Source organism: Pedobacter suwonensis, from assembly GCF_044762335.1.
Taxonomy (GTDB): Bacteria; Bacteroidota; Bacteroidia; order Sphingobacteriales; family Sphingobacteriaceae; genus Pedobacter.
On sequence record NZ_JBIWEB010000001.1, the window covers coordinates 406,995 to 433,317 of the forward strand.

Here is a 26,323-nt window from a genome sequence, read left to right on the forward strand (position 1 = left end):
ATAGCTTTCAGCGACTGCAGTTCTCAAATCTCATATCTATTATCTCAAATCTCATTTAGCCAATACCGCTCTTTTCTCTTTTATCTGATTTAAAAACTGATTGGCTTCTTCAAAATATTTCTTTGCAAACTCGGCTGTTGGTTCATTTTTATTGATCTGTAAAACCAGGTCTGAGAAATTGGTAGGCAAATTAAATTCGCCGGTTTCTACATAGTGGCTATCAAATTCGCGAATTACCCCAACCTGTGTGCTACTATTTACTCCTTTATCCAACAACAGCGATTTTGCAGCACTTACAAAAGTGCTGTAGGTATGGTAAATGGCATCTGCATAAGCACCTTTATTTAAGTTTTGATTTGCCCATTCAAATTTTTCATCAGCCTCTAATAATAAGGTAGCTACGAGATCAATTACTACACCAGCACACTCGCCTACACCAATGGCTGTTACAAATTCTTCTACATGCCCCCAGTCTACAAACTCCTCTGTTTTAAGGTTGGTTAAATCGGCCAATGGCTTCAACAATTGATAAAAATGGTCTTTACCTTTACGATCATAATATTGGTGGAAGTTTTCATCGGCCAGGTTATTGGCCTTAAAATCATTTAAAATATAGTGTAAAACACTTGTTGCCCTTTTTGATGGCACTTTAATTACACGTTCTGCCACGCGGCCTACGCCGTTACCTACAGTACCACCACCAAGCATCACCTGAACGGCAGGAACCACTTTTCCTTCGGCTTTTACCGAGCTTCCATGGAAACCGATTTCGGCCAAGCCGTGCTGACCGCAAGAGTTCATACAGCCGCTGATTTTGATCTTGATGTTTTTTTCGTAAATAAACTCGGGGAAATCGGTATAAATAACCTCTTCCAAAACTTCAGCAAGTGTCATCGAGTTGGAAATACCCAGGTTGCAGGTATCAGTACCTGGACAAGTCGTAATATCGGCCAAACTATCAAAACCGGCTGTCGTAAAACCAATTTTATTTAAAGCGGTGTATAGAGAAGGCAATGCTTCCTTCCGTACAAATTTCAACAACAAGCCCTGGTTTTGGGTAATCCTGATTTCATCAGCCACATATAACCTGATGGCATCAACAAACGCCCTTGCCTTATCGGTTTTGATATCTCCTACCTGAACTTTTACATAAACGCCATAAAACCCTGCTTGCTTTTGTTCAATTACATTGGTAGCTAACCAGTGTTTATAATGGGCCTCATTCAGTATCTCCACCGAAGAGTATTCTTGTTCTAAAGGTAAGAGTGGCTCCTGAACGGCGTTGACATCAATTTTAAAGGTTTTTACTTTGTTGGCGGTGCGTTCTTCAGCAACCAAACGCAAAACCTCTTCTAGACCCAGTTTTTGAACCAGATATTTTAAGCGTGCTTTATTGCGATTGTTACGCTCGCCATAACGGTCAAAAACGCGAAGAACAGACTCAGTAAAAGGGATTAACTGATCTTCAGGTAAAAATTCGTTAACGGCATTGGCCAGAAAAGGTTGTGCTCCTAAACCACCGGCAAATAAAACCTTAAAGCCACGTTCGCCTTTTTCATTTATTTTAGGAATAAAACCTAGATCATGAATGTAGCTGAATGCGGTGTCCCTATCGCTGGATGAAAAAGAAATTTTAATCTTACGGCCCATTTCCTGACAGATGGGATTACGTAAAAAGTAGGCAAATACCGCTTGTGCATAAGGCGAAACATCAAAAGGCTCTTCCGCATCAATACCCGAATTTGGAGAAGCGGTTACATTACGTACCGTATTTCCACAGGCCTCGCGAAGGGTAATATCATCCTGCTCCAGTTTGGCCCAAAGCTCTGGTGTGCGGTCTAAACTCACATAGTGGATCTGGATATCCTGACGGGTAGTTAAGTGCAGGTTCCCGCTTCCGTATTCATCGGCAATATCGGCAATGCGCAATAACTGTTTAAAAGTTACCTTTCCAAATGGCAGTTTAATACGCACCATCTGCACACCTGGCTGCCGCTGTCCGTAAACACCGCGGGCCAAACGCAGGCTTCTAAACTTTTCGTCCTGAATGGTTCCATCTCTGAAAGCTTTAATCTTATTCTCCAAATCGATAATGTCCTGCTCGACAATCGGATTTTCGAGTTCTGTTCTGAAACTTTGCATATGTGTTGTTAGCTAATTCTAAAAATGCCTCCCTTTCACCGGGAAGCATTCCATGTTTTATACTAAAAGTGATCTGTAGGTTCCAATTATTGCGTTTTACAACGGCACATCATCTGTACATCAGTTAACTTTTCAGGCATAAAACTGAAATTTATATGCCAAATATATAAAGTATATAGGAATAGTAGTAATTTATTATGAAAAATTTATATTCTCTTTTTTAAGTTCTTAGCAACTTTACTTTAAAGTGTATTCCTGAACTCGTTTCAGTATCTTTCTGAAAGGCTATTTTAACCAGCAAACTGCTAACTGATAATTAACAACTGATTTGGACGATCCCTGCGGGAAAGATCTACAGGGTTACGCTTCTCTGCGGTACCGAAGAAGAATTGTTATGAACCCTTATAGTCCAAAACGGATTATCGCGTATGATCCAAATTCTGATTAATCCATGCTATACTAACCTGAACTTAGGAAAGATGTTGTGTGGGCAACCTGATAATGTAATTGAATTTAAACGCTACAAAAATGAAACTGCAGTTTTTTCAGTTAGTGAAGCTGAACCTTTGGCTCAATGTTCCCATTTATTCAGTAATTTTGATTCATATACCTCATCATCTTTTGAAAAGTTTATTTTCAGTGTTTTTGTCTATATCTCATCATGATATTTATATTTAGGCATGGAGCTCATTTTAAAATCAAATAATGAAGAAAGCCTGGCGAAGATTATCGAGTTAGCTAACAAATTAATGTGGTTATTGAGAAGAAAAATATTGTTTCTGATAATTCAGCCAAGGTTAATCTTAAAAACCGTATTCTTAATTTTAAAGCTTCAACATCTTCGTCTTTTGGCGATGCATCTGAATGGCAACAAAATCAACGTTCTGACAGTGAATTACCTATTTTATAGGTATGGCTTTTCTTTTAGGTAGTAATTTAATAAATACCTCCTTCAATCATATTGATTTTTATAAAATAAATAGCCCTCAGGATGACGGATTGGGCTAAGTAAAAGACTATAAATTAACGATACCGATTTTTAGGTTATCCTCCCTGCCGATTACATCTGCAATGCTGGTTTCGGTTAAAACCTTGAGCGTAGCATCTCTAACATCAATAAAAGCACTCCTGATTCCGCACGTTTTCTCATCTACACACTCATCACATTTGTGGTAAAAGTTTAAACTCGCACATGGAACCATGGCAATCGGACCATCGGTTACACGCATTACATGTACCAATAGGATGTCTTCTGGTTTTTTGTTGAGGCTATAACCACCTCCGGCACCTTTTTTACTGTACAGGAAACCTGCATTACGAAGATCGAGCAGAATTTGCTCCAGGAATTTTTTAGGAATATGCTCCTCCTCTGCAATTTTCGAAATCTGCATGGGTGGTTTATCTAAATTTTTGCCCAACGCAACAAGCGCTTTAATGGCATATTTTGTTTTTTTGGATAGCATATTTGTACAAAGCTAATAAAAGAAAGTAAATTATAAAATATGCAACAGGAAGTTGATTTTAATTCCTCCTGCTATCATATTGATAAATATAATGCAGAATAATGATCATTGCTTTAATCAAACGGGCGTAAAAATAACTTCATCGTTAAACAGAAAGTCAATTATCAGCGTTTAAAATCTACTTTTGCGCACCATTCTGAATTGCAGATTTAATCATGAAAAGAAAACTCAATCTATTGCCGCTCATCACCGTTGCAATCATATTTTTTGTCCTTAACACTTATGTTCTATCTGGCCTGGGTGCAATCAGTCAATCCAGCTTACTAAGTCCCATTTTCTGGGTATTTATTACCGGTTTAACTTTTGCCTTATTTTTTGCCATTCAGCAAATGCGGATTCAGGGCATCAATAAGTTTTTCCAGATCGTCAGCCACACTTTCCTGATTGTTTTTGCCGCAGAAATTGTATTCGTCTTTTTTCTGCTGCTCGGCGATGTTTTCCGATTATTGATGGCAGTTGCTATTAGTTTTGAATCAGGTGGATTTCATATCGCTGCCCGAAACAATTACTGGGTATATTTTGCCTTTATAATGTTCTGTTTAACCATTGCCCTGTTTGCTTATGGCATTACCCAGGGAAAATATGCTTACCGCGTAATTAAACATACTTTATACTTTGATGACCTGCCTGTAAGTTTTGATGGTTTTACCCTAACGCAAATTTCCGATATACATGCGGGAAGTTTTACCAATCCAAAAGCCGTTCAAAAAGGGATTGATATGATTAATGCGCAAAAAAGTGATCTTTTTGTTTTTACCGGCGATCTGGTCAATAATGCCGCTTCAGAAATTGCACCTTACATCGGCCATTTTTCGCAGATTAAAGCACCATTCGGACAGTTTTCTGTTTTAGGAAACCACGATTATGGCGATTATATCAAGTGGCCTACATCCGCAGATAAAATACAGAACCTGAACCGATTAAAAGCGTACCACAGTGAACTTGGGTTTAAACTTTTACTGGATGAACATGTAGAACTGTATAAGAACGGCGAAAAAATTATATTAGCTGGAATAGAAAACTGGGGAATTGGTTTTGGAGAACGTGGTGATCTGAATAAGGCCTTACAGAATACCAGTGTTACAGATTTCAAGATTTTGCTCTCGCACGATCCTTCGCACTGGGATGCAGAGGTAAAAAATTATCCTTCTAAAATCCAACTGTCGCTAGCCGGGCATACTCATGGCATGCAATTCGGTATCGAAGCTTTTGGGATTAAATGGAGCCCGGTAAAATACCGTTACAAACACTGGGCAGGCATTAAGACTGAAAATGGCAGGTTTTTAAATGTAAACAGGGGTTTTGGTTTTCTGGGTTTTTCAGGCCGCATCGGGATCTGGCCAGAGATTACAGTGATAGAGTTGAAGAAGAAATAACAACAAATGCCCCGGGCTGGGGCATTTGTTGTCTACGCAATCGTCATTCCCGCGGAGGCGGGAATCTTATGCAAGTAACAAGTCCAGCTAAAGTATTACGATTCCCAATCAAGTTGGGAATGACGAACGCAAACGCCGTGGTTCAGTGTCCCCACAAACCACTCGGAATAAACCTCTTGATTGTTCGGTGAGACACCAACCAAGGAATTCATTTGAAGGTACAGTCAGACGTTGCCATCTGACTTTGGGTGAATCGAGCGATTTATGAAATCAAATAAATCTTCCCTTTGTCAGATGGTAATATCGGCCATAAAAATAATATGGATCGCCAGTTTGAGCGGATTGGAAAACAGTCAAGAGCCCAAACATTCTTGAAGCTAAATCTGTTCAGACCGATTTCTTCGCTTTACTGCGCTTTAGTTGAAATAACCATAATATTATTTTAACTACAAAGATAGTTTATTTACTAAAATCGTTATCTTGCTTTAAATTACCTGATGGCATGAAAACATTTTTATTTATCTTTTTGTCGATACTGTTATTTGAAACGCCGACCATTGAGAAAGACCGTGATCGCTGGAAACCATATTATACAGACGCCGCTCCTGCAAAAACAGCCGATCAATGGTTTTTACCTTTCGACGTGCTGAACCGTAAAAAGACAACCAACATCAAAATCATCAGCATTTTTGGCGACCATCGCAACAGTTATGTTAAAGGGCATATCCATACCGCCATTGATATCAATCCTGCTCAACCTAAAGCTAAACTGGTTGGTATTTACGCCATGGCAAATGGAGTAATTTGTTCTGTGCATTTAGGCGAAAATCAGCGTACGGTCGTTGTAAAGCACAAACTGCCTAACAGCCAAATTGTGTTCACCTCCTACAAACACTTAAAAGAGGTTTACGTAAGCATTGGTCAGCAGGTGGATCAAAACACTAAACTGGCCAGGTTATTTACACCTCAGGAAAGTAAAAAATATGGGGGCGATTATCACCACCTTCATTTGGAAATCAGAAAAAAATTTGATGATTATGGCTGTGCCAGCTGGTTAACCTTTAATAATAAGCAACTTAATGAAAGATTTTATAATCCCCAGGTATTTATAAAAGAACACATCAAATAGATGGGAGGCTTAGCTCAAAATACATTCCAACACCGCTTCAGAAGCGGCTTCACAAAAATCGATTCCTGAATAATCAGGATTATAACCACCAATGTATGGAACGGCCATGATATAAATTCTTTCATTCGCCTTACCAGCCTCATCAACCACCTGAAAATGATCGTTGATGGTAATACCGGGAACAGTCAAAAGATAATCATCGCCCTTTTTGATTACTAAATCATTGTGTTTCATTTCTTCCTCCCCTATTTCGGCAGTTTTGAATTTTAGTGTCGCCGGACTAATAGTCTTGTTGCTGATTAAGCTTTTAAAAGGAAAATCTTCAAAAGAAAGATGGGGCTGGCCAATACAGTCGATAAAGGTATCGAAATGGACGGTCACTTTTTCACCATCAACCTTGTAATGATAATCTGCTCCGCCAGTTGTTAAAGGCTCTACCTCTGCCTGATCGCCAACTGCAACAATGCTTAATACGCCCGCATCATGAAGGGCCAAAAGCTCTCTGCACGAACTTTGGGGAACAAATGCAATTACAATAGAAATGAGTGGCATCAAAACTTTTTGCAGGCGTTCCATATCTTCTGCCGAAAGATATTTTGCAGGGTAGTTCATGGCGAAGCTTAAAATGGCGAGTGCTTCTTTCCAGTAGATGGATTTCCTTTTCTCAATGGATTTTTCTGCTTCTTCATATTCTTTCTTAAACAGATCGAATGGTTCCATTTTTTCACGATAATCCATCATGGCACCTACAAACTCCTCAAGGTTCATGTCTTTGATCTTTTTAAAAAAAACAGGATCTTTTTCAACGAACATTTGTTTAAAATTCTTTTCAAATACATAATCCAATGGCAAAAAGCCTCCGTTTTCTTTAATGCTTTCCTGAATTTCGGCCTTACTCAGCGTCTCTTCTTTACCCAAATGGGAATCTTCCAGATGGAACCTCACCGCTGGCAATAACCCACTGCGTGAGTGCATTACGATTTTAAAACCTTCGCTGGCTAACTGGTAAGAATAGGTACCATCTTCGTTAGTTATAAACTTTCCGTTTTGCCGCGCCAGGGTTCTTAAGGCATCAATGGCAGTTAATGATGAACCCATAATGCCTACGGTGTGGTTCACTTCTAATGCAATCTTTTTTGGTGGATATGGCGAATCGAAATAATCAGGAATTTTTCCTTCATATTTTTGAGGCCAATTATGACCAGTACAAATAATTACAATATCGAAACGGACTTTATTTTGCCCTTTAATACTCACCACAACCTGCTGATCTTCAGAAACATCAACAATATCATCAATCACACAATTTAAGTGTACATCAGTTTTAATACCTTTATTTTCTGCAACTTCTTTTAATAAGTTAAACTGGGCAGAAAGATATTCACCAAAAAACAATCTTGGCAATACCTTGTATTCGTTAAATTTGTCCTCATTGATATCAAACTTTTTTAAAATCTCTTTTGGTGCAATTTTTACCCAATCTTCAATAGAATTAAATATAATCGGAATTTCATTGTCGGATACGTTGGTAATGTGTTCTACATTTGCCCCTTCAGCACTATAAGGCATACCCGCCCCCAAGTAGCCTTTGCGTTCGAATATTTCTATTTCGAAATTGGAAACTTCAGATTCAATTAATCTTTTATACATGAACAAGCCGCTCGGGCCGCCACCAATGATGGCAATTTTCTTTTTTGCAGTTTTCGTATCCATTTGTAACAGATACAATCTAAAAAAAAGAAAATTGTTTTGATTGTTTGTTAATAAGTTAACAAGTCAGGATTCAGAGGTCAGGAGATTTAGGTTGCGAAATTAGCATGTCCTTTAGACAGCAATGGAAAAATCTTTTAACCTGCTACGATAGATCTCTCTCCTCAACATTCGGGCCTGCGCTACGGTAAAGATCACGAAAATACAGTTAAAGTCTCTCTTCAAATCTTGTCCTCCGTGCCTGCTCGATGCGCTCTCTGGTTAGAAACGAAGAAAATCCTAAAATTTAAGAACCTATTTAGCTTAACTCTGTTAAAAAAGGTGAGTTTTATTAACAGATTGAATTTTGAATGATAGATTGCCGGAAGGCATTAATAAACTAATACACCAATGAACGAATTAAAACTATATATGATTTTACTGGGCTCAAAAGCCCCGAAACGAAATGTAGAACAGCACGATTATTTCTTCGGCATTGCCCATTCGCTAAAAGATCTGGTGCCCGAGATTAAGGCATTTTGGCCGGGGACGGGCACCAGCCTGCATATTGATGGCTGGAGGGAAGTGAAGAAGGTTGATGATTATGAAATCAGCATCGGGTTACGTGATGAGCACACCTTACCCTCGCTCCACAAATTGTTCTTTATTAACCTTGGCGGCTATCTAACTAATCAGTTATATGAGCAGCATCATATTGTACTATCGGTACATGATGAAAGGGCCAAAGCCATACAGGAAGCAAAGAAAACGGTATTTTTTAAAACCAATTCGATAAAAGGCGCCAATTCGCATATTGACGAAAAATATGGCATTGATGTAGACGATATTTATAAAATTGAAGACATTTTAACCGATGAATCGAAACAAAAATACCATATCGAGATCAAACCATCATCAGGTCATTTACCTGAAGATGAAATTCATTTAGGCTATTTTAAACTGGATAAGCTGTAACTATTTCCGCGCAAGCATTTTTAACCACCTTACCAGATCTACAGCAGCCTTATCGTTTTCAAAACCCATCTCTTTTGGCAAACGGCCATTAACGTATTCGTCGTACAACCACGGATCGGCAATGGCCACCACATTACCCTTACCATATTTAGCACGGGCAATAACCGTTGCACCGGCTTTATTTTTTAATACTGGCTTAGCAGCGCCTTTGGTTTCAATAGCGCAAATATCTTTCATAAATATTTTTTGCGCCGTTTTAAACACGGGGTTATTTTTGATAACAATAGCGCCATCCTCAAAATGATTGTCATCAATAACATGATTTTGCATGTCATTGGTAAAGTGCATGCCAAATACCTCTGTCAATTTATTAAAATGCGGCAATTCTACGTTGGCACTATCATTGGCAAACATGACCAATACACCTCCTTGTTTTACCCAGGCAGCAATTTCGGCAATATCTGAAGCCTGAATATAATTTGGTTTCGGATTTTCCTTAGTCCGGTCGGGATCTACAATCAAGTATACTTCGCTTCCTTTTAATCTGGCTGCAGTTGGTGCAGTTTCAAGCGAATCTAACTTAAATCCTTCTTTTTTAAATACACTTCCTAAAATAGAAAAACCACTCATTGCCCGCTCACCCCAAAGATAATGAAACCGAACCTCTTTACCGTTCTTATCCTTACGGGTTTCACGATTGAAAAAATAATCTAGAGTAACTGTTTGTGCACTTGCCTTTATAGAAGAAAAAATTAAAATGGAAAGTATGCAAGCCCTAAAAAGCATTTTCATAAATATATCAGGTTAATTGTAATCAACCAAAAGTATAAAATTTAACGATAACAAAACTGCAATGATGAGCGCATAAACATACTTTTAATCGTAAAACCGATTCTCCATCAAACTAAACTGATGTAAAAAAATAGAAATACTCGTCGCGGTTGAACTGCTAAAATAGATCAGAGCCAATGCATGTAATCTTGTTCTGTATCATTTTTTCTCTTGTTGACTTTAAGACGCTTTTTCAAAAAAGCCACTAAAAAGAATGTAATGATCAGAAAAGTAGCTCCTACCTGCGCTATATTTTCTAAGTCGAGATCTGACATATTGTTTATCGTATAAGTTTAACCATTAATTTATCTTTAACTTGTTCGCCTTTTGCCTCTATTGCTGCTGAACTACAGGCCATCAAGCCCTGCGGAACCTTTGGTGCTATCCAGGTGGATTTGGGCGGTAAAAATTCGCCCTTTTCTGCAAACGTTATAAATGCATCGGCGGTCATTGGAAAAAGTGAAAAACCAATTGCGTTTTCATCGCCTTCCAGTTCAGCAAGAAATTGCGCCCATTTGCAATCCGGGAAACAAATCAGCCTCTCGTCTTCCTTGGGCTTATGAATACCCAGCACAGGAGCAAGAATGTAATCCTGTAAAATCGCCGTATCGGGCATTGCAGACAAGGCAGAGTCGCCATTCAGATCCAGTTGATACCACTCTCCTTTAAAAAAGAGACCTATCCTATTTTTCCGATCGGGTTTGTAAGGTCTATTATTTGGAATTTTGGAGATATAATAATGTGCTTTCAGTTTTTCCATAAACGAAGGGCAAAAAGCGCCCGTAACTGTAATCATTCTGTGAAAGGCACTAATGGAAATCATGTCAGCAGAAACCAATAGCGAACTGATCTGCTGAGGCCGGCTTTGCTGCAAAGCAAAGGCAGCTTCCAACCGATGATGCCCATCGGCCAGATAAAGCGATTTAACATTTTTAAATTCCTCAACAAATTGTTTAACCAGCTCTTCTTCCGGTACCTGATAAAGGAAATGGCCCATTTGCGACCATTCATTTTCCAAAGGTTTTCTTGTACGCACCACAAAATCGATCAGCGCAGCTAAGGTTTTATCTTTTTTATGTACCAATAAAATCGGAGATTTCTGAATGGACTTACCTTTCCGATCGACCATAATCGACGCTACTTTTGATGATAAGGTTTCTTCATGCCTTTTAATGGCGTTTTCTGGTGTCAGACTAAGATCAATAGCCGCCCAAATTCCCCTCATCACACCGTTTTCACCAAGGAACTCATAAATATAAATTGCAGGTAGATCGTTTAAAGCACATCCGAAAAGATTGAGCAGGTCTTCAAATGACGGCTGTTCATTTTTATGCAATTTATCGTTTGCCTGATCGGTAATCAATAGCTCAAACAGGTCTTTACCAGGCTGTAGTGCTTTTAATGGAGCGATTTTTATCATCTTTAATAGATTATTCGAGTTCAAGCGCTATCTTCCCGCTGTATTCTTTTTCAAAAGTGGCCATGGCGTCCACCAGTACTTCAACACTTGATAGTGGAAGTGCATTGTAAAGCGATGCCCTAAATCCGCCAACGGTTCTATAACCCTTTATGCCCACAATTCCCTGGTCTGCAGCAAATTTTAAAAAACCGGCTTCCACTTCTTTATTAACCGCCAAAAAAGTAACGTTCATCCGCGATCGATGTTCAACATCGGCGGTTCCATGAAACAGTGGGTTTCGGTCTATTTCTGCATACAACAATTTTGCCTTTGCTATATTTTTTTGTTCAATTCCACTTACACCACCCTGATCTTTAAGCCACAATAAATTAAGCATGGCTACATATATCGAAAAAACCGGCGGGGTATTGTACATGCTCATGTTATCTCGGAAGATCCGGTAATCCATCATGGAAGGAATTTCTTTTTTTGACTGGTTAATAAACTCATTTTTAGCGATAACCAGTGTCATGCCGGCAGGACCCATATTTTTTTGGGCACCCGCATAAATAAGATCAAAATCGGTGATGTTGATTTCTCTTGAAAAAATATCGGATGACATATCGCATATGAGCGGTGCACCTCCTTTTGGGAAATCAAACATTTCAGTCCCCTCAATGGTATTATTTGACGTGCAGTGCAGGTATGCCACTTGCTTATCGCAATTAAAATCAACCGGGATATAGGTATAATCTTTATCTCCAGAAGATGCGAACACCTCTGCTTCACCAAACAAACGTGCTTCTTTAATGGCTTTTTGTGCAAAATACCCCGTATCCAGATAAGCCGCTTTTTTTCCTGTGTCCAAAAAATTCATCGCAACCATAGCAAATTGCGTACTGGCCCCGCCCTGTAAAAACAGTATCGAATAATGATCGGGAACAGCCAATAACTCGCGAACCAAAAGCTGGGTTTTAAGTACTACATCCTCAAATTCCGGCGACCGATGGGAAACTTCCAGGATAGATAAACCTATCCCCCTCCAATTGATTACGGCATTGGCAGCTTGTTCCATTACAGATGGCGGCAATATACATGGGCCGGCACCGAAGTTGTGTTTTTTGTGCATAAAAGAAGAATATTCGGTTAAGATCAATTACATTGTAAAGATCAGTAGTTAAGCACATTATACCGCAATAACCTGTTTTTTTGGTAAAAATTATTTTTTACCCAACCCTCGACATGCTAAAATTTGGTTTCACCTGTTCATCGGATAAACGAACAGAATATAATTTTTACTGATCCTCCGAAACCCTTAATATTATTGTAAAAAATACACTAAGTAATTTTTTTAAATAAATATTAAAAATCAATTAAATACAACTTAATTTAACTATTTTTAAGCTTTACAAAAGGAAACAAAAAGAAAAAAATATACACTAAGTATTAACATGCAACCTCCAAAAGTTGACCAGACAGATATCGAAATCCTTAACCTTTTACAACGTGATGGACTATTAACCTATAAAGAAGTTTCCGGAAAACTCAGGAAAAGCATAACCCATATTGTAGAACGAATTAAAAAACTGCGAACAAATGGCTTTATTAAATCAACAGTTGCCCTGGTAGACATTGATAAACTGAGGTCACATTTTATCGCTTTTCCGCATATTCAACTTACCATGCATTCGGAAGATATTGTGAAAGCATTTAAAATGGAGATGGATAAATATCCAGAGGTGATGGAATGTTATCATCTTACCGGGCATTTTGATTTTATGCTTAAAGTAGCTATGCCCGATATGGTTTCTTATAACCATTTCCTTAGAGAAAATATTGGTTCTCTGGCTTATGTGGGTAACATACAGAGTTTTTTAGTACTGAATCAATCAAAAGCTGAAACCGCATATGCATTATAGTTCATTAGACATTGGTTGATTGGCCTTTGGTTAAGCGCATATTTATGGCTGCCGATGTTAGCATCTGCTGCTTCCAAGCTTTAATTACTGAATGATCTAAACCTGTCAGATGTTAACATTTGACAACACAGAAAACAGCAGACCTGTAATCCAACACTGTTTCTGAAATATCATCCTAAGCGCAACTAAGGAACTTTTATTGAATTATTATCTTTTAAAAGATTCTTCACTGCGTTCAGAATGACAACAGTTATATATTCTCTATGGAAATCCGCATGGATATTACCGGCTATTCAAACTTTGGAAACTATCAAGCACTAACTATTAATCCCCATAGCGTACAGAATAATATTTACCCCGAACTTCGTATTGTCTTCAGCTAAAAAACGTTTGTTCCTGAAATCATAATCCCACTCGCAACCATAATCTTTATTGCTGTACAATACGCCTATCCTGTTGTTAATGGTAATAGCCTTCAGGTAATCATGTACCAGATCATCACCCCAGCCATTCAGCTCAAAAGATGTTGTTGGCGGTCCCTTTTCAAACTTGAAGAAAGCATTGTAAATACCGTGGTTATTAGGGATTTTCTTTAAAGCCTGAGATCCAAAAAGGTTACCCATCTGCGTTTCAAATGAGCGGGCAAACAAGCCATCAATATCGTGGTTGCAATCGTCAACAAAAACGAAGCCCCCGTTGTGTACATAGGTTTTAAAATTTAAGGCTTCCTGCTGTGTAAACTGAACCAGCTTATGTCCGCTTAAATAACAAAAGGGATATTTAAACACATCGCGACTGCTCAATTCAACGATTTTCTCTTCCTCATCTAATGGAATGGTAGTATACTCCAACAGCGAATTTAATAGATTAGCTGGCATGCGCTGATCGGTATCCCAGTCGCCTGAATTATATTTTAACCTCGCAAATGTAAATTTAGCTCTTCGCACAGCCTAAAATTACCTTCATTTTTCATTATTTGCGCTTTCTGCCCAAATTATCTTGTAAATTTTTTGATATTCTTTTCATAAGTTTAAAACTATCTGTCAATATGAGCTATATTGATGCACAATATCATTGCATTAAAAAAATTAACCATTTTGGAGCGTTCAGAAAACAACCTAAAAATATTGATCGATAAGATCTCCCTGTTAAAAAGCGAAATACAGAAAGTAATTGTTGGTCAGGATGTAATTATTGAAGAAATCCTGATTGCCTTGATGGCAGGCGGCCACTGTTTACTTGAAGGTGTACCGGGTTTGGCGAAAACTTTGATGGTAAGAACCCTATCAGAAGCGCTGGCTCTTTCGTTTAGAAGAATACAGTTTACGCCCGATTTAATGCCGACTGATATTGTAGGCACCGAGATACTGGAAGAAGACCATATCACCGGAAAGCGGTTCTTCAAATTTAATAAAGGGCCATTATTTGCAAATATTATTCTGGCTGATGAGGTGAACAGGACTCCGCCAAAAACCCAGTCGGCTTTATTAGAGGCCATGCAGGAATTTGAAGTAACCTATGGCGGCCAAACTTACCCTTTAGATCGTCCATTTTTTATCCTCGCCACCCAAAACCCTATTGAACAGGCCGGTACTTATCCACTACCTGAAGCACAGTTAGACCGTTTCCTGCTATACATCAAGATTGGCTACCCTACCGCAGCAGAAGAAACACAGATTTTAAGCAGCACCACAGGTAGCAAAAAGGCCACAATCAATCCGGTTATCGGTGCAGAAGAAATCAAAGAACTTCAGGCCATTACCCGTGAAGTAAGCATTAGCGATGACCTGATTACTTATGTTAGCGAAATGATCCGTGCTACCCGCCCAGAAACCACGACGGTAAATTTTGTAAAGGAATGGGTACGCTGGGGAGCAGGTCCGCGGGCAGGACAGGCACTGATTTTAACAGCCAAAGCACGAGCTTTATTTAAAGGCAGATACGCTGTAATTTTAGAAGATTTACAGGCCATGGCTTATCCGGTATTGCGCCATAGGGTATTAATGAACTTTAAAGCAGAAGCTGAAAATGTTTCATCAGACAACGTAACCGATGAACTGATTAAGGCCATTTCAAAACCAAAAGCCAATATTTAATGAGTAAACTGCTCGAGCCTAAAATATTGATGGCCATTAAAGACCTCTCCTTATCGGCAAAAATGACGATTGATGGTTTTATGAATGGCATTAACAAAAGTACCGTAAAAGGTGCGGGGTTGGAGTTTAGCCAATATAGAAGTTATCAGCCAGGCGATGATTTACGCTCGCTCGACTGGAAATTGTTTGCCAGGTCAGATCGCTATTATATTCGCGAATCGGAAGTGGAAACCAATATTGCCCTGCGTATATTAATAGATGCAAGCGCCTCGATGAGCCATAGTGATGGCGATTTTAGTAAAATAGATTAAGCCCGTTATCTCACGGCTTCTTTAGCCTACCTGGCCAGTTTACAGGGCGACGCCGTTGGCTTATACGTATTGAAAAGTGAGGGCATCTATGCTATGGCGGCGAAGCAGGATTACCAGCATTTGGCCAGGTTGTTTTATCAGCTGGAGCAGATTAAAGCTGAAGGCCACTTTACCAAACCTATTCATTACAGCGAATTATTTGCCAGCACTCAAAAACGCGAATTGCTCATTTTTGTGACCGATCTTTATCAAACTAATGATGAGATTGTTAAATTGCTGGATACCTTAGGTACACTTAGGCACGAAATTGTAGTTTTTCATGTGTTAGCCAGGAATGAACTTGAGCTTGATTTTGAAGGCTATAGTACTTTTGAAGACCTGGAAACGGGCGAAACGATTCAGATTGACCAGGAAAAAGCAAGACAGCGCTATAAGAGCAAACTTGCAACTTATTTAGCCGAAACCAGAGCTAAAATGCTCGACAGAAGAATTTTTTACCGCACTATTTCTACCCACGAACCTTTAGATGAGGCTTTAAGAGATTTTTTAAAACAAAGAAGTAAAATAAGAATTTAAACATTGTATTTTCTATCTCCCATAGGTTTATTGGCACTGTCCGGACTAATTGTTCCGCTCATTATACACCTGTGGAATGTTAAACAAGGCAAAACGCTTAAAATTGGCAGCATTGCACTGCTTGGTGAAAGTTCAAAGGCGAGCGCTAAAAGTTTTAAAATTAACGATTGGTTATTATTCTTACTTCGCTGTTTGCTCTTGGGAATATTGGCTTTTTCGCTTGCAAAGCCATATTTAAAAAAAATAATCCCGACTGAAAAGAAAACCGGATGGATTTTGCTTGATAGCGCTACTTTCAAAGAGATTTTCAAATCAAATAAAAAAACAATTGATTCACTGCTCAACAAGGGTTATGAAATCCATGATTTTAATGTAGGTTTTAAAGCATTAACTTTAAAAGATACTGCTGAACATCAATCTGAAAATTTCGATAATATTGATTATAGTGCTTTGCTTCATGCTGCTAATCAGTTTATTCCAGCAGGTGCAAGCGTTTATCTCTTCGCCGATCGGCGCTTAACCCGTTTTGGGGATGAATTACCAATCCTTCATTACCAATTGAACTGGCTCCCCTTAAATCAAACCGATACCCTAAGCAGCTGGATTGCCGGATATGCCGGGAAGAAATATGAAGCAAAATCGAATCCATCCAATACCACCTACCAGGATTTACATTCAGGAGGCGAAGCACCTATAAAAATTGCCATACATCAGGCTCCTGGAACTCCAGATGGAAAATATGTTATTGCAGCCTTAAAGGCAATTAGCAGTTTTACCAACCGGAAAATCGTCATCAATCCGGACGCAGAAAAAGCTGACATTGGTTTTTGGCTATCAGGTGATGCAGTAGCTGCAAATTTTAAATCTTCCATTACAACAAATGGAAACTTATTTCAATATGAAAACGGAAAAATAATTGAAGAACCTTCCTTTATCAAACTGGATGGCAGCCATATTAAATTGAGTAAAAGAATGGCTTCGCCGGGTAGCGCTAAAAAAATATGGACGGATGGTTTTGGAAATGCTATTTTAACAGAAGAAAAAACCAAAACTTTACATATTTTCCACTTTTACAGTCGGTTTAATCCGCAGTGGAATGGTTTGGTTTGGGATGGTTTGTTTGTAAAAGCATTAATGCCAATGGTAATCAGCACAGAAAACACCGCAGACTTTGGCTTTGAAAACAACGCTGCCGATCAGCGACGTCTATCTGCCAGACGAACCGTTGCCTTTCAACCCGGCGACATCCGATCCACTTCAAAAAATACTCAGAATGTGCTGCTTCAACCTTTATTCTGGGCAGTTGCCTTATTGATCTTTGTTACCGAACGGATTTTATCATTCAGAAAAAAACCAGCTGATGTTAAACACTGAAGGTAGAGATTGGATCACTAATTTAAGGATAAAATGGATTAGCTTTTATCTGATTGGCATGGTTTCCATTGCCCTGGCCACTGCTTTGGTTTTATCGTTTATTTGCATTTACCCGCTGCATTATTCTCCATGGCTTTTTGCGATTATTTTTCCTGTTATACTCGGCATTTTATTGTACATCAAACCGATTTGGAGAACAACTGATCAGGATATCACGCGTTTTCTAAATAACCGATACCCGGAGCTGGAAGAAAGCGCTGATCTGCTGCTGCAAAACGAGGCTGAATTATCCCTACTGCAACAATTGCAACGCAGCAAAATCGAAAACATCATTCCTAAACTAGCGCAACCAAAAGAACCTTTAAAGAAATTATATGCTGGCTTGCTCATCCTTTTAGCAGGCTTACTGATCAGTTTTGCAATTACTCAGATCCCATTACGCCATAATGATTCTTTAAAAGATCGCGAAAAAGCGAATCAAATTCCGCCGATCGAAGAAAATATACCCGCGGAAATCTCCGATTTCAGCGCAACCGTTATTCCGCCACCTTACACCGGAAAAGGAAAAAGGAATCAAAAGCAGTTTACCATTACTGCCGAGACCGGTGCCCGGATAGATTGGAAAATAGAAACGAATATTGGCATCAAAAAGTTGAGCCTTGTTTTTAACAATCATGAAATAGTGCCTTTAAAATCTCTTAACACGGCACATACACAATGGACTTTCAGCAAAACCATCAATAATTCTGGTTTTTACCAGCTGGATCTTGATGGTAAAAAATCAGATCTCTACCAGATTGAAGCGATTCCAGACCTAGCTGTTACGATCAAAATTACCCAACCAAAACAGCACACCACAATCGACATTGGTCAGCCACAAAAAATCAATCTAAAATTATTGCTTACTGATGATTATGGCATTAACGATGCTTTTATATCGGCTACCATGGCCAGCGGCAAAGGTGAGGGTGTGAGTTTTACTGAGAAAAAACTATCATTTGACACCAATTTTGGCAATAGAAAGACTATCGCACTGGAAAAATTGATTGATTTGAAAAACCTGGGCATGAAACCAGGCGATGAACTATACTTTTTTATCAAAGCAATGGATAACCATGGCCAATCGAGCCGTTCGGATGTTTATTTCGTTTCCATTGTAGACACTACTGAATTAATGAGTTTAGCTGGAATGACAAATGGTGTCAACCTGGTTCCTGAATATTTCAGAAGCGAAAGGCAGATCATCATTGATACCGAAAAATTATTGAAAGAACAATCATCGATACCTGTACAAACTTTTAAAAACAAAAGTAATGAAATAGGTATTGACCAAAAGCTTTTGCGCCTGCGTTACGGGCAGTTTTTGGGCGAAGAAAACGAAACTGAAATTGGTGGAGAACATGATGATCACGATGGCCATACGGAACACAAGGCTGAGGGTGAAAAATTTGGTGATGTAACCGGCATTATGGACAAATACGCCCATAAACATGATATTGCAGAAGACGCTACCTTTTTTGAACCTGGAATAAAAGCACAATTAAAAGCTGTTTTAACTGAAATGTGGAATGCTGAACTGCGTTTGAGAACTTATAAGCCACAAGAAGCTTTGCCTTATGAATATAAAGCGCTCAGGTTACTGAAAGATCTCCAACAGAAATCACGCGCTTATGTGGCCAAAACAACCGTAAAAACGGCAGCGTTGAAACCCGAAAAACGTTTAAGTGGTGAACTGGATAAAATTACCCAGCCCGTGCAAAAAATGACCTTTGAGCAAAAGGAAAAGAGAATTGCCACACTCAAGACAGCACTTGCAAGGTTGGAAAGCAGAAAAACAGGCAGGAAATTTACTGAACAAGATCAGTTCTTACTTAACCAAACAGAAAAATACCTGATTGGCGCCGCAGCAGATCATCCTGCTACTTATTTAACTGCACTTAGCAGTTTAAGAAAGTTAAGCACAGGCAATAAATTGATAAATAATGATATCGGCCTGGTGCAACGAGCCATACAAAAAATGATCGGTCCCGAAGGTGCAAAACCACAGATACAAAATGCCGGTGCAGCCTCGGATCTGTATCAGAGCTATTTTAAAAATCTCAATAAAACAGACAGATAGCTATGGAATTTAAATATATCGCCATACTGGCTGGGCTGTGTTTACTGGCTTTTTTACTTTATAAAGAGGCCCATAGGTTTAATAAAGCAAGATTGATCTGGCGGATTTTGGCTAATATTTTTGCGGTAAGCTGTTTTGTGCTTTTAATTGTACCCATCAGGTACAAAACGAGCAGGCCACAAAATACAGACGAAGTTATTTTAATCACCAAAGGCACTCATCCGGATTCGACTACCAACTTAAAGGGGAAGATATACGCACTATCCGCCGCGAACCTGAAAAACAAAAATGTTATAACCATTCCAGATCTTCCTTATTTCCTAAAATCAAATCCAAATATCCGGAAACTGAAACTTTATGGCTACGGGTTAAACAAAGCCGAATTAGCACAGCTAAAAGGGTACCGGGTCAGCTTCCATCCTGCTGCAAAGCCCACCGGAATTATCGCTGCCAACTGGCCTGGCAAATTGAAAACAACCGAAGTATGGCAGGTTCAGGGTACTTACCAGAACTCAGGAATGGAGCCAGTTAAACTTTTGCTCAAAGGCTTAGGCAAAACAGTAGATTCAATCGAAATCGGTGCAAAATCGAGCAAAACCTTTTCCTTTAAAACTACGCCAAAACACACAGAAAAAGCTGTTTATGAACTGGTTAGTTTGCAGAAAAACGATACACTGGCAAAAGAACCGGTTCCGATGCTAGTTGGTGATGAAACACCAATGAAAGTATTGATCATGGCCTCTTTTCCAGATTTTGAGTATAAATTTCTAAAAAACTGGCTCTATCAAAATCAGTATCCTGTAGCTTTCAGAAGTCAGATCAGTAAAAACAAATATGCCTTTAATTTTCTCAATCTTGATAGTTTAAACCTGACAAGGGTCAATAGCCCATCCTTAAAAAAATTCGACATCCTGATTATTGATGAAGAAGAATTAGCAGCCATCAGCCCTGATGAAAGATCATCAATAGCGCTTGCGGTTAAAAACGGACTGGGTTTATTGATCAGGGTGGCTAATTTAAAAGCGTCAACAACACTTGGCAGCAGGTTTAGCAGATTTGAATCACCCGCGCTGAAAGGGAAGATGCTCAATTTAAGACTTACTGAAGATTATTCTAAACTTACTGCATTACCAATTGAACAAGGATTATTTTTAAAGCCTGAATATACAGATCAGCCTCTTATTGTCGATGCCAGTGGAAAAACACTGGTAAACAGTAATATCGACGGTTATGGCAAAATACTGGCCTCTACACTTTCGTCTACCTTCCACTGGTTACTTTCAGGGAAGAAAAATGATTATGCCGCCTATTGGTCAGCACTTTTAGCCAGCGCGGCAAGAAAAAGAAATAATGTGCTAACCGTCTACATTTTTCCTCAATTCCCTGCAATTAATCAAAAGATGAAGATTATTGCAGATTTGGCAGCATCCGGCCAGGTACCAGCATTAAAAATCGATAGCATTTTACTCAGTCCACGGCAAAACATGGTGCTTCCTTTCCAGTGGGATGCTTTTTACTGGCCTCAAAAACCGGGCTGGACTTATCTGGAAGTAAATCGAAATGTTGAGCCCATATACATTTATAAAAAAACCGATTGGCAAGCGCTCAAAAACCAGCAAAAGCTGGATGAAACACATCTGTTTATAAAAAACCTGAACATGACAGAAACTAAAAGCAAAGTAGCAGACGTCGTTTTAGAAGAAGAGCTTTCGATTTGGTGGTTTTTTATTGGTTTTTTACTGGCTGCTGCCTTTTTATGGTACGAGGCCAGAATTTTGGCTGGTTAATAGTTTGTTCAGCCGCCAAACGCAGTGAAGGATCTGTCCTATCTGTGGTTAAAAACACTTTCCCTATACAATCTCCCCCGCATTATGCTTTTGAAACTAAAATGTTATAATCAAATTTCCATTTTTAGCCACACAATTGGCTATATTGAAATCGTAAACTAACTAAACTCGACCAATTGAAAAGAAAAGACTTCCTCTATTTATCCGGAATGGGTATGGGTGCGCTGCTTCTGCCCGACCTTTCTGCTTTCGGAACTCCGATAGACCCTTTACAGGCCTTAGACGGAGTAGATGTAAAAATTAAAAAAGAGCTGGCAGATGTTGCACTAAATGCAGCAAAATCAAAGGGTGCAAATTATGCTGATATCCGCATCGGGCGTTATCTTAACCAATTTGTGGCCACGCGTGAAAAACGGGTTCAAGGTGTAGCCAATACTGAATCGTATGGCGTGGGCATCCGTGTGTTGGTTAATGGTTGCTGGGGTTTTGCCGCTACAAACAATGTAACTAAAGATGCCATTGCCAAAGCAGCTGAACAAGCAGTTGCGGTTGCAAAAGCCAATGCCAAAATACAGGGTGAACCGGTTCAGTTAGCGCCCCAAAAAGGTTATGGAGAGGTAAGCTGGAAAACACCCATCGAAATTAATGCCTTTGAAGTGCCGGTAAAAGAAAAGGTAGACCTGCTTTTAAATGTTAATGATGTGGCCATGCAAAACGGCGCCAATTTTGTAAATTCAGTCATTTTCGCGGTTAATGAGCAAAAATACTTCGCTTCTACCGATGGCTCTTACATCGATCAGGACGTGCACCGCATTTATCCCACTTTCAACGTCACCAAAGTCGACCGTGAATCGGGTAAATTTAAAACCCGTAACGCATTAAGTGCTCCTTCCGGCAAGGGTTACGAATACATGCACGCGCGACCTGAAGATAAAGTTACCGGTATTGTTACGCGCTATAAAGGCCGTTACGATATGCTCGAAGATGTAAAGGAAGCAGCCCGTGTAGCTACAGAAAAAGTAAAAGCAAAATCCGTTGAACCAGGCAAATACGACCTCGTTTTAGATCCTTCGCACCTATGGTTAACCATTCATGAATCGGTTGGCCACCCGACAGAGTTAGACCGCGTTTTAGGTTATGAAGCCAATTATGCCGGAACGAGTTTCCTGACATTGGATAAATGGGAATCGAAAAAATTCAAATTTGGCAGCGATAAAGTAAACATTGTGGCCGATAAAACGCAGGTTGGATCGTTAGGTGCTGTAGGATATGATGATGAAGGTGTAAAATGCAAAAAATGGGATCTGATCAAAGACGGCATTTTGGTCAGTTACCAGGCCATCCGCGATCAGGCACATATTATCGGTTTAACCGAATCGAACGGCTGCTGTTACTCACAAGGCTGGGATGATGTTCAGTTTCAGCGCATGCCAAATGTTTCACTACAGCCTGGCAAAGAAAAACTAAGTGTGGATGAGATGATCAAAAATGTTGAAAAAGGCATTTACATTATCGGTGACGGAAGTTTCTCTATTGATCAGCAACGTTATAATTTTCAGTTTGGCGGACAGATTTTCTATGAAATTAAGCAAGGCAAAATTGTAGGTATGCTTAATGATGTGGCCTATCAGGCCAATACACAAGAATTCTGGAACTCTTGTAATGCCATTTGCGATGAAAGTGATTACCGTTTGGGTGGCTCGTTTAATGATGGAAAAGGCCAGCCTTCTCAAAGCAGTGCTGTTTCGCATGGCAGCGCCACCACCAGGTTTAATGGAGTTAATGTTATTAATACAGCAAGAAAAATATAATTATGGCCATATTAAGTAAAGAAGAAGCCCAGGCGATATTAAAAAAAGTAATCGGTTATTCGAAAGCCGATTTTTGTGAGGTAAGTTTAACCGGCGCTGATGGAGGTAACATCCGTTATGCCCGTAATGCCGTTTCTACCGCAGGCCAGATCAATACCATGAGCTTAGGCGTAAGTTCCACGTTTGGAAAGAAAACCGGTTCTGCCTCTATCAATGAATTTGATGATGCCTCTTTGCAAAAAGTAGTAAAGAGAGCAGAAGAGCTGGCCATGCTGGCGCCAGAGAATCCCGAATTTATGCCACCCCTAGGTCCACAAACCTTTGCAGAATCGAATAACTATAATGATAAAACAGCTGCTATTACCCCAGATACCCGGGCCGAAATGGTGGGTAAAAGTTTGAGCGTATCTAAAGCTGCGAACCTGGATGCTGCTGGTTTCCTTGAAAATGCTACCCGTTTCAATGCCATTATGAACTCGAAAGGTTTGTTTGCTTATAATAAAGGGACAAATGTTTCCTTTTCTGTTACAGTAAGAAACAAACAGGGAACAGGTTCCGGTTATGTAGAGCAGGATTTTAATGATCTGGATAAAATGGACACCCTGGCACTCAGTAAAATTGCGGCAAACAAAGCCAATGGCTCGGCAGGCGCAAAAGCCATTGAGCCAGGAAAGTATACTGTAATTTTAGAGCCACTTGCTGCCAGCGATATTATTGGCAATATGTTTAGGGGCTTTGATGCCCGCAGTGCTGATGAAGGCCGGAGTTTTATGAGCAAAAAAGGCGGCGGTACACGTTTAGGCGAACAATTATTCTCCGAAAATGTGAATATCTATTCTGACCCGATGAATGCTGAAATTCCATCTGCTACATTTACCGGAGAAGGTTTGCCGGTAACCAGAACGCAATGGGTAGAAAAAGGAGTGGTAAAAAACCTTTCTTATTCGAGATACTGGGCTGCGCAAAAAAATGTCAAACCACTTCCTTTTAGCCGCAGCATGATCATTGAAGGCGGCAATCAATCATTGGAAGATTTAATCAAGAGCACGGAAAAAGGGATATTGGTTACACGCTTCTGGTATATCCGCTCAGTAGACCCGCAAACCTTATTATTGACCGGATTAACCCGTGATGGTACTTTTTACATTGAAAACGGCGAGATCAAATTCCCGATCAAGAATTTCAGGTTCAATGAAAGTCCCGTTATTATGCTTAACAATGTAGAAGCTTTGGGCAAGCCGGTAAGAACCGGAAGCGGATTGATCCCACCGATGAAAATCAGGGATTTTACATTCACTTCATTATCAGACGCGGTTTAACTAGCTCCAGCCTACATATCGTCATCTAGACTGAAGTACAGACATAAGCAATTCGTCATTCCCGCGCAGGCGGGAATCCTAAAGCTATTGCATTACGATTCCCAATCAAGTTGGGAATGACGACCAACTTAAGAATTTAAAACAACTAAAAATTGAGAAGAAGAGATTTCTTATACATGACCGGTGTTGGCTTTACCGCCGGTATGATGCCAAATATCCCGGCCTTCGGCAAAATGATTTCTGTTGAAGAATCTTTAACGCCTGTTGATGTTGCTTTAAAGAAAAAAATGGCCGATGTTGCGCTCAATGCAGCCAAAAGCAAAGGTGCCACTTATGCTGATGTTCGTATAGGAAGATATTTGAACCAGGTTGTGGCCACCAGGGAAACCCGGGTAGAAAACATTTCCAATTCTGAATCCTATGGGTTAGGTGTTCGCGTGATTGCCAATGGAAGCTGGGGTTTTGCCGCAACAAACAACATGGACCACAGCAGCATTGCCAAGGCTGCTGAAGCTGCCGTGGCCATAGCTAAAGGAAATGCCAGATTAATGGAAGAACCTGTAAGAATAGCCGCGCAAAAGGGTTTTGGCGAGGTAAGCTGGAAAACACCCATTGAAATCAATGCCTTTGAAGTGCCCATTGCCGACAAAGTTGATCTCCTCTTAAATGTAAATAGCGAGGCCATGAAAGGTGGCGCTAAATATATCAGTTCCAATCTCTTCATGGTCAATGAACAAAAATATTTTGCCTCTACTGACGGATCTTACATCAATCAGGATATCCACAGGATATGGCCAACCTTTACCCTGACCAAAACAGATTCTGCCAGCGGCAAGTTCGAAACCAGAAATGCTTTAAGCGCACCAATGGGTATGGGTTTCGAGTACCTGAAGCCCAAAGATGAAGAAAAGATAAAAGGCGGGCCGGTTACCATGTACAAAAAACGTTACGATATGCTAGAAGATGTCCGCGAAGCTGCAGTACATGTTAATGAGAAATTAAAAGCGAAACCCATAACACCAGGTAAATACGACCTGGTTTTAGATCCGTCACACCTCTTTCTAACCATACATGAATCTGTCGGCCATCCCACAGAACTAGACCGGGTTTTAGGTTATGAAGCCAATTATGCCGGAACCAGTTTCCTGACATTGGATAAGTGGGAATCAAAAAAATTCAACTTCGGCAGCAAAGAAGTGAATATTATTGGTGATAAACTTGAACCAGGGTCGTTAGGTGCAGTAGGCTATGATGATGAGGGCGTAAAATGTGGTAAATGGGACATCATTAAAGATGGAATTTTGGTAAATTATCAAACCATCCGCGATCAGGCTCATATTTTAGGACTAAAAGAATCGCAGGGTTGTTGTTATGCCGACAGTTGGGACAGCATCCAGTTTCAGCGGATGCCGAATGTATCATTGGCGCCTGGAAATATCGAATTAAGTGCAGCCGACATGGTTAAAAATGTAGAAAAAGGTATTTATATGTTTGGCCGGAACTCTTACTCTATCGACCAGCAGCGTTATAATTTTCAATTTAGCGCACAGCTGGCTTATGAAATTAAAGAAGGCAAAATTGTCGGCATGTTAAAAGACGCGGCCTATCAGGCCAATACCCAGGAATTCTGGAATTCATGCGTACAGCGCTGCGACAAAAACGATTATCGCCTGGGCGGGACATTTTCAGATGGTAAAGGTCAGCCAGGGCAGGTAAGCGCCGTTTCGCATGGTAGCGCAACCACACGTTTTAATGGCGTTAATGTAATTAATACCGGCAGGAAGTTGGGGTAGATTTATCGCTGACAGATATAAACTAACTTTAAACAATCCTTCGTTGCACTCAGTATTGAAAATTGAAAAATAGCATTGGAATCTGCGCTTGAACAGCTATGCTTTTCGTACGCATCCTTTATACGAAGCCCCCTGCTGTTATTCTGAACGCATT

Annotated in this window: 18 protein-coding genes and 1 pseudogene; 12 read left to right on the top strand and 7 right to left on the bottom strand. The window is 39.7% G+C overall.

All coding sequences use genetic code 11. From position 1 onward, the window contains the following. Window positions 1-51: 51 nt before the first annotated feature. Window positions 52-2,142, bottom strand: a complete 2,091-nt coding sequence (locus ACIQXP_RS01620; RefSeq protein WP_387504263.1) for a HEPN domain-containing protein — start codon at window positions 2,140-2,142, stop codon at window positions 52-54. A 1,016-nt stretch (window positions 2,143-3,158) separates the two neighbouring features. After that, window positions 3,159-3,605 (bottom strand): RrF2 family transcriptional regulator, encoded by a 447-nt coding sequence (locus tag ACIQXP_RS01625; RefSeq protein WP_090499724.1) that lies wholly within the window; start codon window positions 3,603-3,605, stop codon window positions 3,159-3,161. A gap of 215 nt (window positions 3,606-3,820) precedes the next feature. Here ACIQXP_RS01625 and ACIQXP_RS01630 point away from each other — a divergent pair, with 215 nt between their 5' ends. Together ACIQXP_RS01630 and ACIQXP_RS01635 are read left to right on the top strand one after the other, a co-directional pair. Next, complete coding sequence (locus tag ACIQXP_RS01630; RefSeq protein WP_293743368.1) at window positions 3,821-5,041, top strand: metallophosphoesterase; 1,221 nt, start codon at window positions 3,821-3,823, stop codon at window positions 5,039-5,041. A gap of 502 nt (window positions 5,042-5,543) precedes the next feature. After that, window positions 5,544-6,170, top strand: a complete 627-nt coding sequence (locus ACIQXP_RS01635; protein WP_387504261.1) for a M23 family metallopeptidase — start codon at window positions 5,544-5,546, stop codon at window positions 6,168-6,170. A gap of 9 nt (window positions 6,171-6,179) precedes the next feature. Here ACIQXP_RS01635 and ACIQXP_RS01640 read toward each other — a convergent pair whose 3' ends face one another. Then, window positions 6,180-7,883: an FAD/NAD(P)-binding protein gene (locus ACIQXP_RS01640; RefSeq protein ID WP_387504260.1), complete on the bottom strand. Its 1,704-nt coding sequence runs from the start codon at window positions 7,881-7,883 to the stop codon at window positions 6,180-6,182. 387 nt (window positions 7,884-8,270) lie between these two features. On the opposite strand from ACIQXP_RS01640, the gene ACIQXP_RS01645 reads away from it, so the two are divergent. Beyond that, window positions 8,271-8,834 carry a DUF1543 domain-containing protein gene (locus ACIQXP_RS01645; RefSeq protein WP_387504259.1) on the top strand — a complete coding sequence of 188 codons (564 nt, stop codon included), beginning with the start codon at window positions 8,271-8,273 and terminating at the stop codon, window positions 8,832-8,834. Here ACIQXP_RS01645 and ACIQXP_RS01650 read toward each other — a convergent pair whose 3' ends face one another. From ACIQXP_RS01650 to serC, 3 genes are all read right to left on the bottom strand, one after another. After that, window positions 8,835-9,626 carry a hypothetical protein gene (locus ACIQXP_RS01650; RefSeq protein ID WP_387504258.1) on the bottom strand — a complete coding sequence of 264 codons (792 nt, stop codon included), beginning with the start codon at window positions 9,624-9,626 and terminating at the stop codon, window positions 8,835-8,837. A 319-nt stretch (window positions 9,627-9,945) separates the two neighbouring features. Beyond that, entirely contained in the window at window positions 9,946-11,085 is a 1,140-nt protein-coding gene (locus tag ACIQXP_RS01655; protein WP_387504257.1) for a DUF1015 family protein, read from the bottom strand. Between the two features lie 10 nt (window positions 11,086-11,095). Then, complete coding sequence (gene serC / locus ACIQXP_RS01660) at window positions 11,096-12,193, bottom strand: 3-phosphoserine/phosphohydroxythreonine transaminase (RefSeq protein WP_387504256.1); 1,098 nt, start codon at window positions 12,191-12,193, stop codon at window positions 11,096-11,098. A gap of 322 nt (window positions 12,194-12,515) precedes the next feature. Here serC and ACIQXP_RS01665 point away from each other — a divergent pair, with 322 nt between their 5' ends. Beyond that, the gene (locus tag ACIQXP_RS01665) at window positions 12,516-12,983 is read left to right on the top strand and encodes an Lrp/AsnC family transcriptional regulator (protein WP_387504255.1); all 468 of its coding nucleotides are present in this window, start codon (window positions 12,516-12,518) and stop codon (window positions 12,981-12,983) included. Window positions 12,984-13,300: 317 nt separating this feature from the next. Here the strand turns inward: ACIQXP_RS01665 and ACIQXP_RS01670 are convergent, their stop codons facing one another. Next, window positions 13,301-13,930: a DUF4159 domain-containing protein gene (locus tag ACIQXP_RS01670; protein ID WP_293743358.1), complete on the bottom strand. Its 630-nt coding sequence runs from the start codon at window positions 13,928-13,930 to the stop codon at window positions 13,301-13,303. A gap of 114 nt (window positions 13,931-14,044) precedes the next feature. Between ACIQXP_RS01670 and ACIQXP_RS01675 the strand changes: the two genes are divergently transcribed. The 8 genes and pseudogenes from ACIQXP_RS01675 (at window position 14,045) to ACIQXP_RS01715 (ending at window position 26,169) form a co-directional block, all read left to right on the top strand. Further along, window positions 14,045-15,079: an AAA family ATPase gene (locus ACIQXP_RS01675; RefSeq protein WP_387504254.1), complete on the top strand. Its 1,035-nt coding sequence runs from the start codon at window positions 14,045-14,047 to the stop codon at window positions 15,077-15,079. A gap of 80 nt (window positions 15,080-15,159) precedes the next feature. After that, window positions 15,160-15,966 (top strand): annotated as a pseudogene (locus tag ACIQXP_RS25175) (DUF58 domain-containing protein). A 3-nt stretch (window positions 15,967-15,969) separates the two neighbouring features. Then, window positions 15,970-17,340 (top strand): BatA domain-containing protein, encoded by a 1,371-nt coding sequence (locus ACIQXP_RS01690; RefSeq protein ID WP_387504251.1) that lies wholly within the window; start codon window positions 15,970-15,972, stop codon window positions 17,338-17,340. Further along, window positions 17,327-19,459: a DUF4175 family protein gene (locus ACIQXP_RS01695; protein ID WP_387504250.1), complete on the top strand. Its 2,133-nt coding sequence runs from the start codon at window positions 17,327-17,329 to the stop codon at window positions 19,457-19,459. Before ACIQXP_RS01690 ends, ACIQXP_RS01695 begins: the two co-directional genes overlap by 14 nt. A gap of 2 nt (window positions 19,460-19,461) precedes the next feature. Beyond that, on the top strand, window positions 19,462-21,246 hold the full coding sequence (locus ACIQXP_RS01700; RefSeq protein ID WP_293743348.1) for a hypothetical protein: 1,785 nt from the start codon (window positions 19,462-19,464) through the stop codon (window positions 21,244-21,246). 176 nt (window positions 21,247-21,422) lie between these two features. Next, window positions 21,423-23,057, top strand: coding sequence for a TldD/PmbA family protein (locus ACIQXP_RS01705; protein ID WP_293743347.1), 1,635 nt, complete (start codon window positions 21,423-21,425; stop codon window positions 23,055-23,057). Between the two features lie 2 nt (window positions 23,058-23,059). Then, on the top strand, window positions 23,060-24,376 hold the full coding sequence (locus tag ACIQXP_RS01710) for a TldD/PmbA family protein (RefSeq protein WP_293743345.1): 1,317 nt from the start codon (window positions 23,060-23,062) through the stop codon (window positions 24,374-24,376). A 152-nt stretch (window positions 24,377-24,528) separates the two neighbouring features. After that, the gene (locus tag ACIQXP_RS01715) at window positions 24,529-26,169 is read left to right on the top strand and encodes a TldD/PmbA family protein (protein ID WP_387504249.1); all 1,641 of its coding nucleotides are present in this window, start codon (window positions 24,529-24,531) and stop codon (window positions 26,167-26,169) included. The last annotated feature ends 154 nt before the right edge of the window (window positions 26,170-26,323 follow it).

Bases quoted from the DNA above. Each gene is read 5' to 3' on its own strand.
- ACIQXP_RS01620 (WP_387504263.1), bottom strand. From the start codon at position 2,142: ATGCAAAGTTTCAGAACAGAACTCGAAAATCCGATTGTCGAGCAGGAC.
- ACIQXP_RS01625 (WP_090499724.1), bottom strand. From the start codon at position 3,605: ATGCTATCCAAAAAAACAAAATATGCCATTAAAGCGCTTGTTGCGTTG.
- ACIQXP_RS01630 (WP_293743368.1), top strand. From the start codon at position 3,821: ATGAAAAGAAAACTCAATCTATTGCCGCTCATCACCGTTGCAATCATA.
- ACIQXP_RS01635 (WP_387504261.1), top strand. From the start codon at position 5,544: ATGAAAACATTTTTATTTATCTTTTTGTCGATACTGTTATTTGAAACG.
- ACIQXP_RS01640 (WP_387504260.1), bottom strand. From the start codon at position 7,883: ATGGATACGAAAACTGCAAAAAAGAAAATTGCCATCATTGGTGGCGGC.
- ACIQXP_RS01645 (WP_387504259.1), top strand. From the start codon at position 8,271: ATGAACGAATTAAAACTATATATGATTTTACTGGGCTCAAAAGCCCCG.
- ACIQXP_RS01650 (WP_387504258.1), bottom strand. From the start codon at position 9,626: ATGAAAATGCTTTTTAGGGCTTGCATACTTTCCATTTTAATTTTTTCT.
- ACIQXP_RS01655 (WP_387504257.1), bottom strand. From the start codon at position 11,085: ATGATAAAAATCGCTCCATTAAAAGCACTACAGCCTGGTAAAGACCTG.
- serC (WP_387504256.1), bottom strand. From the start codon at position 12,193: ATGCACAAAAAACACAACTTCGGTGCCGGCCCATGTATATTGCCGCCA.
- ACIQXP_RS01665 (WP_387504255.1), top strand. From the start codon at position 12,516: ATGCAACCTCCAAAAGTTGACCAGACAGATATCGAAATCCTTAACCTT.
- ACIQXP_RS01675 (WP_387504254.1), top strand. From the start codon at position 14,045: ATGCACAATATCATTGCATTAAAAAAATTAACCATTTTGGAGCGTTCA.
- ACIQXP_RS01695 (WP_387504250.1), top strand. From the start codon at position 17,327: ATGTTAAACACTGAAGGTAGAGATTGGATCACTAATTTAAGGATAAAA.
- ACIQXP_RS01700 (WP_293743348.1), top strand. From the start codon at position 19,462: ATGGAATTTAAATATATCGCCATACTGGCTGGGCTGTGTTTACTGGCT.
- ACIQXP_RS01710 (WP_293743345.1), top strand. From the start codon at position 23,060: ATGGCCATATTAAGTAAAGAAGAAGCCCAGGCGATATTAAAAAAAGTA.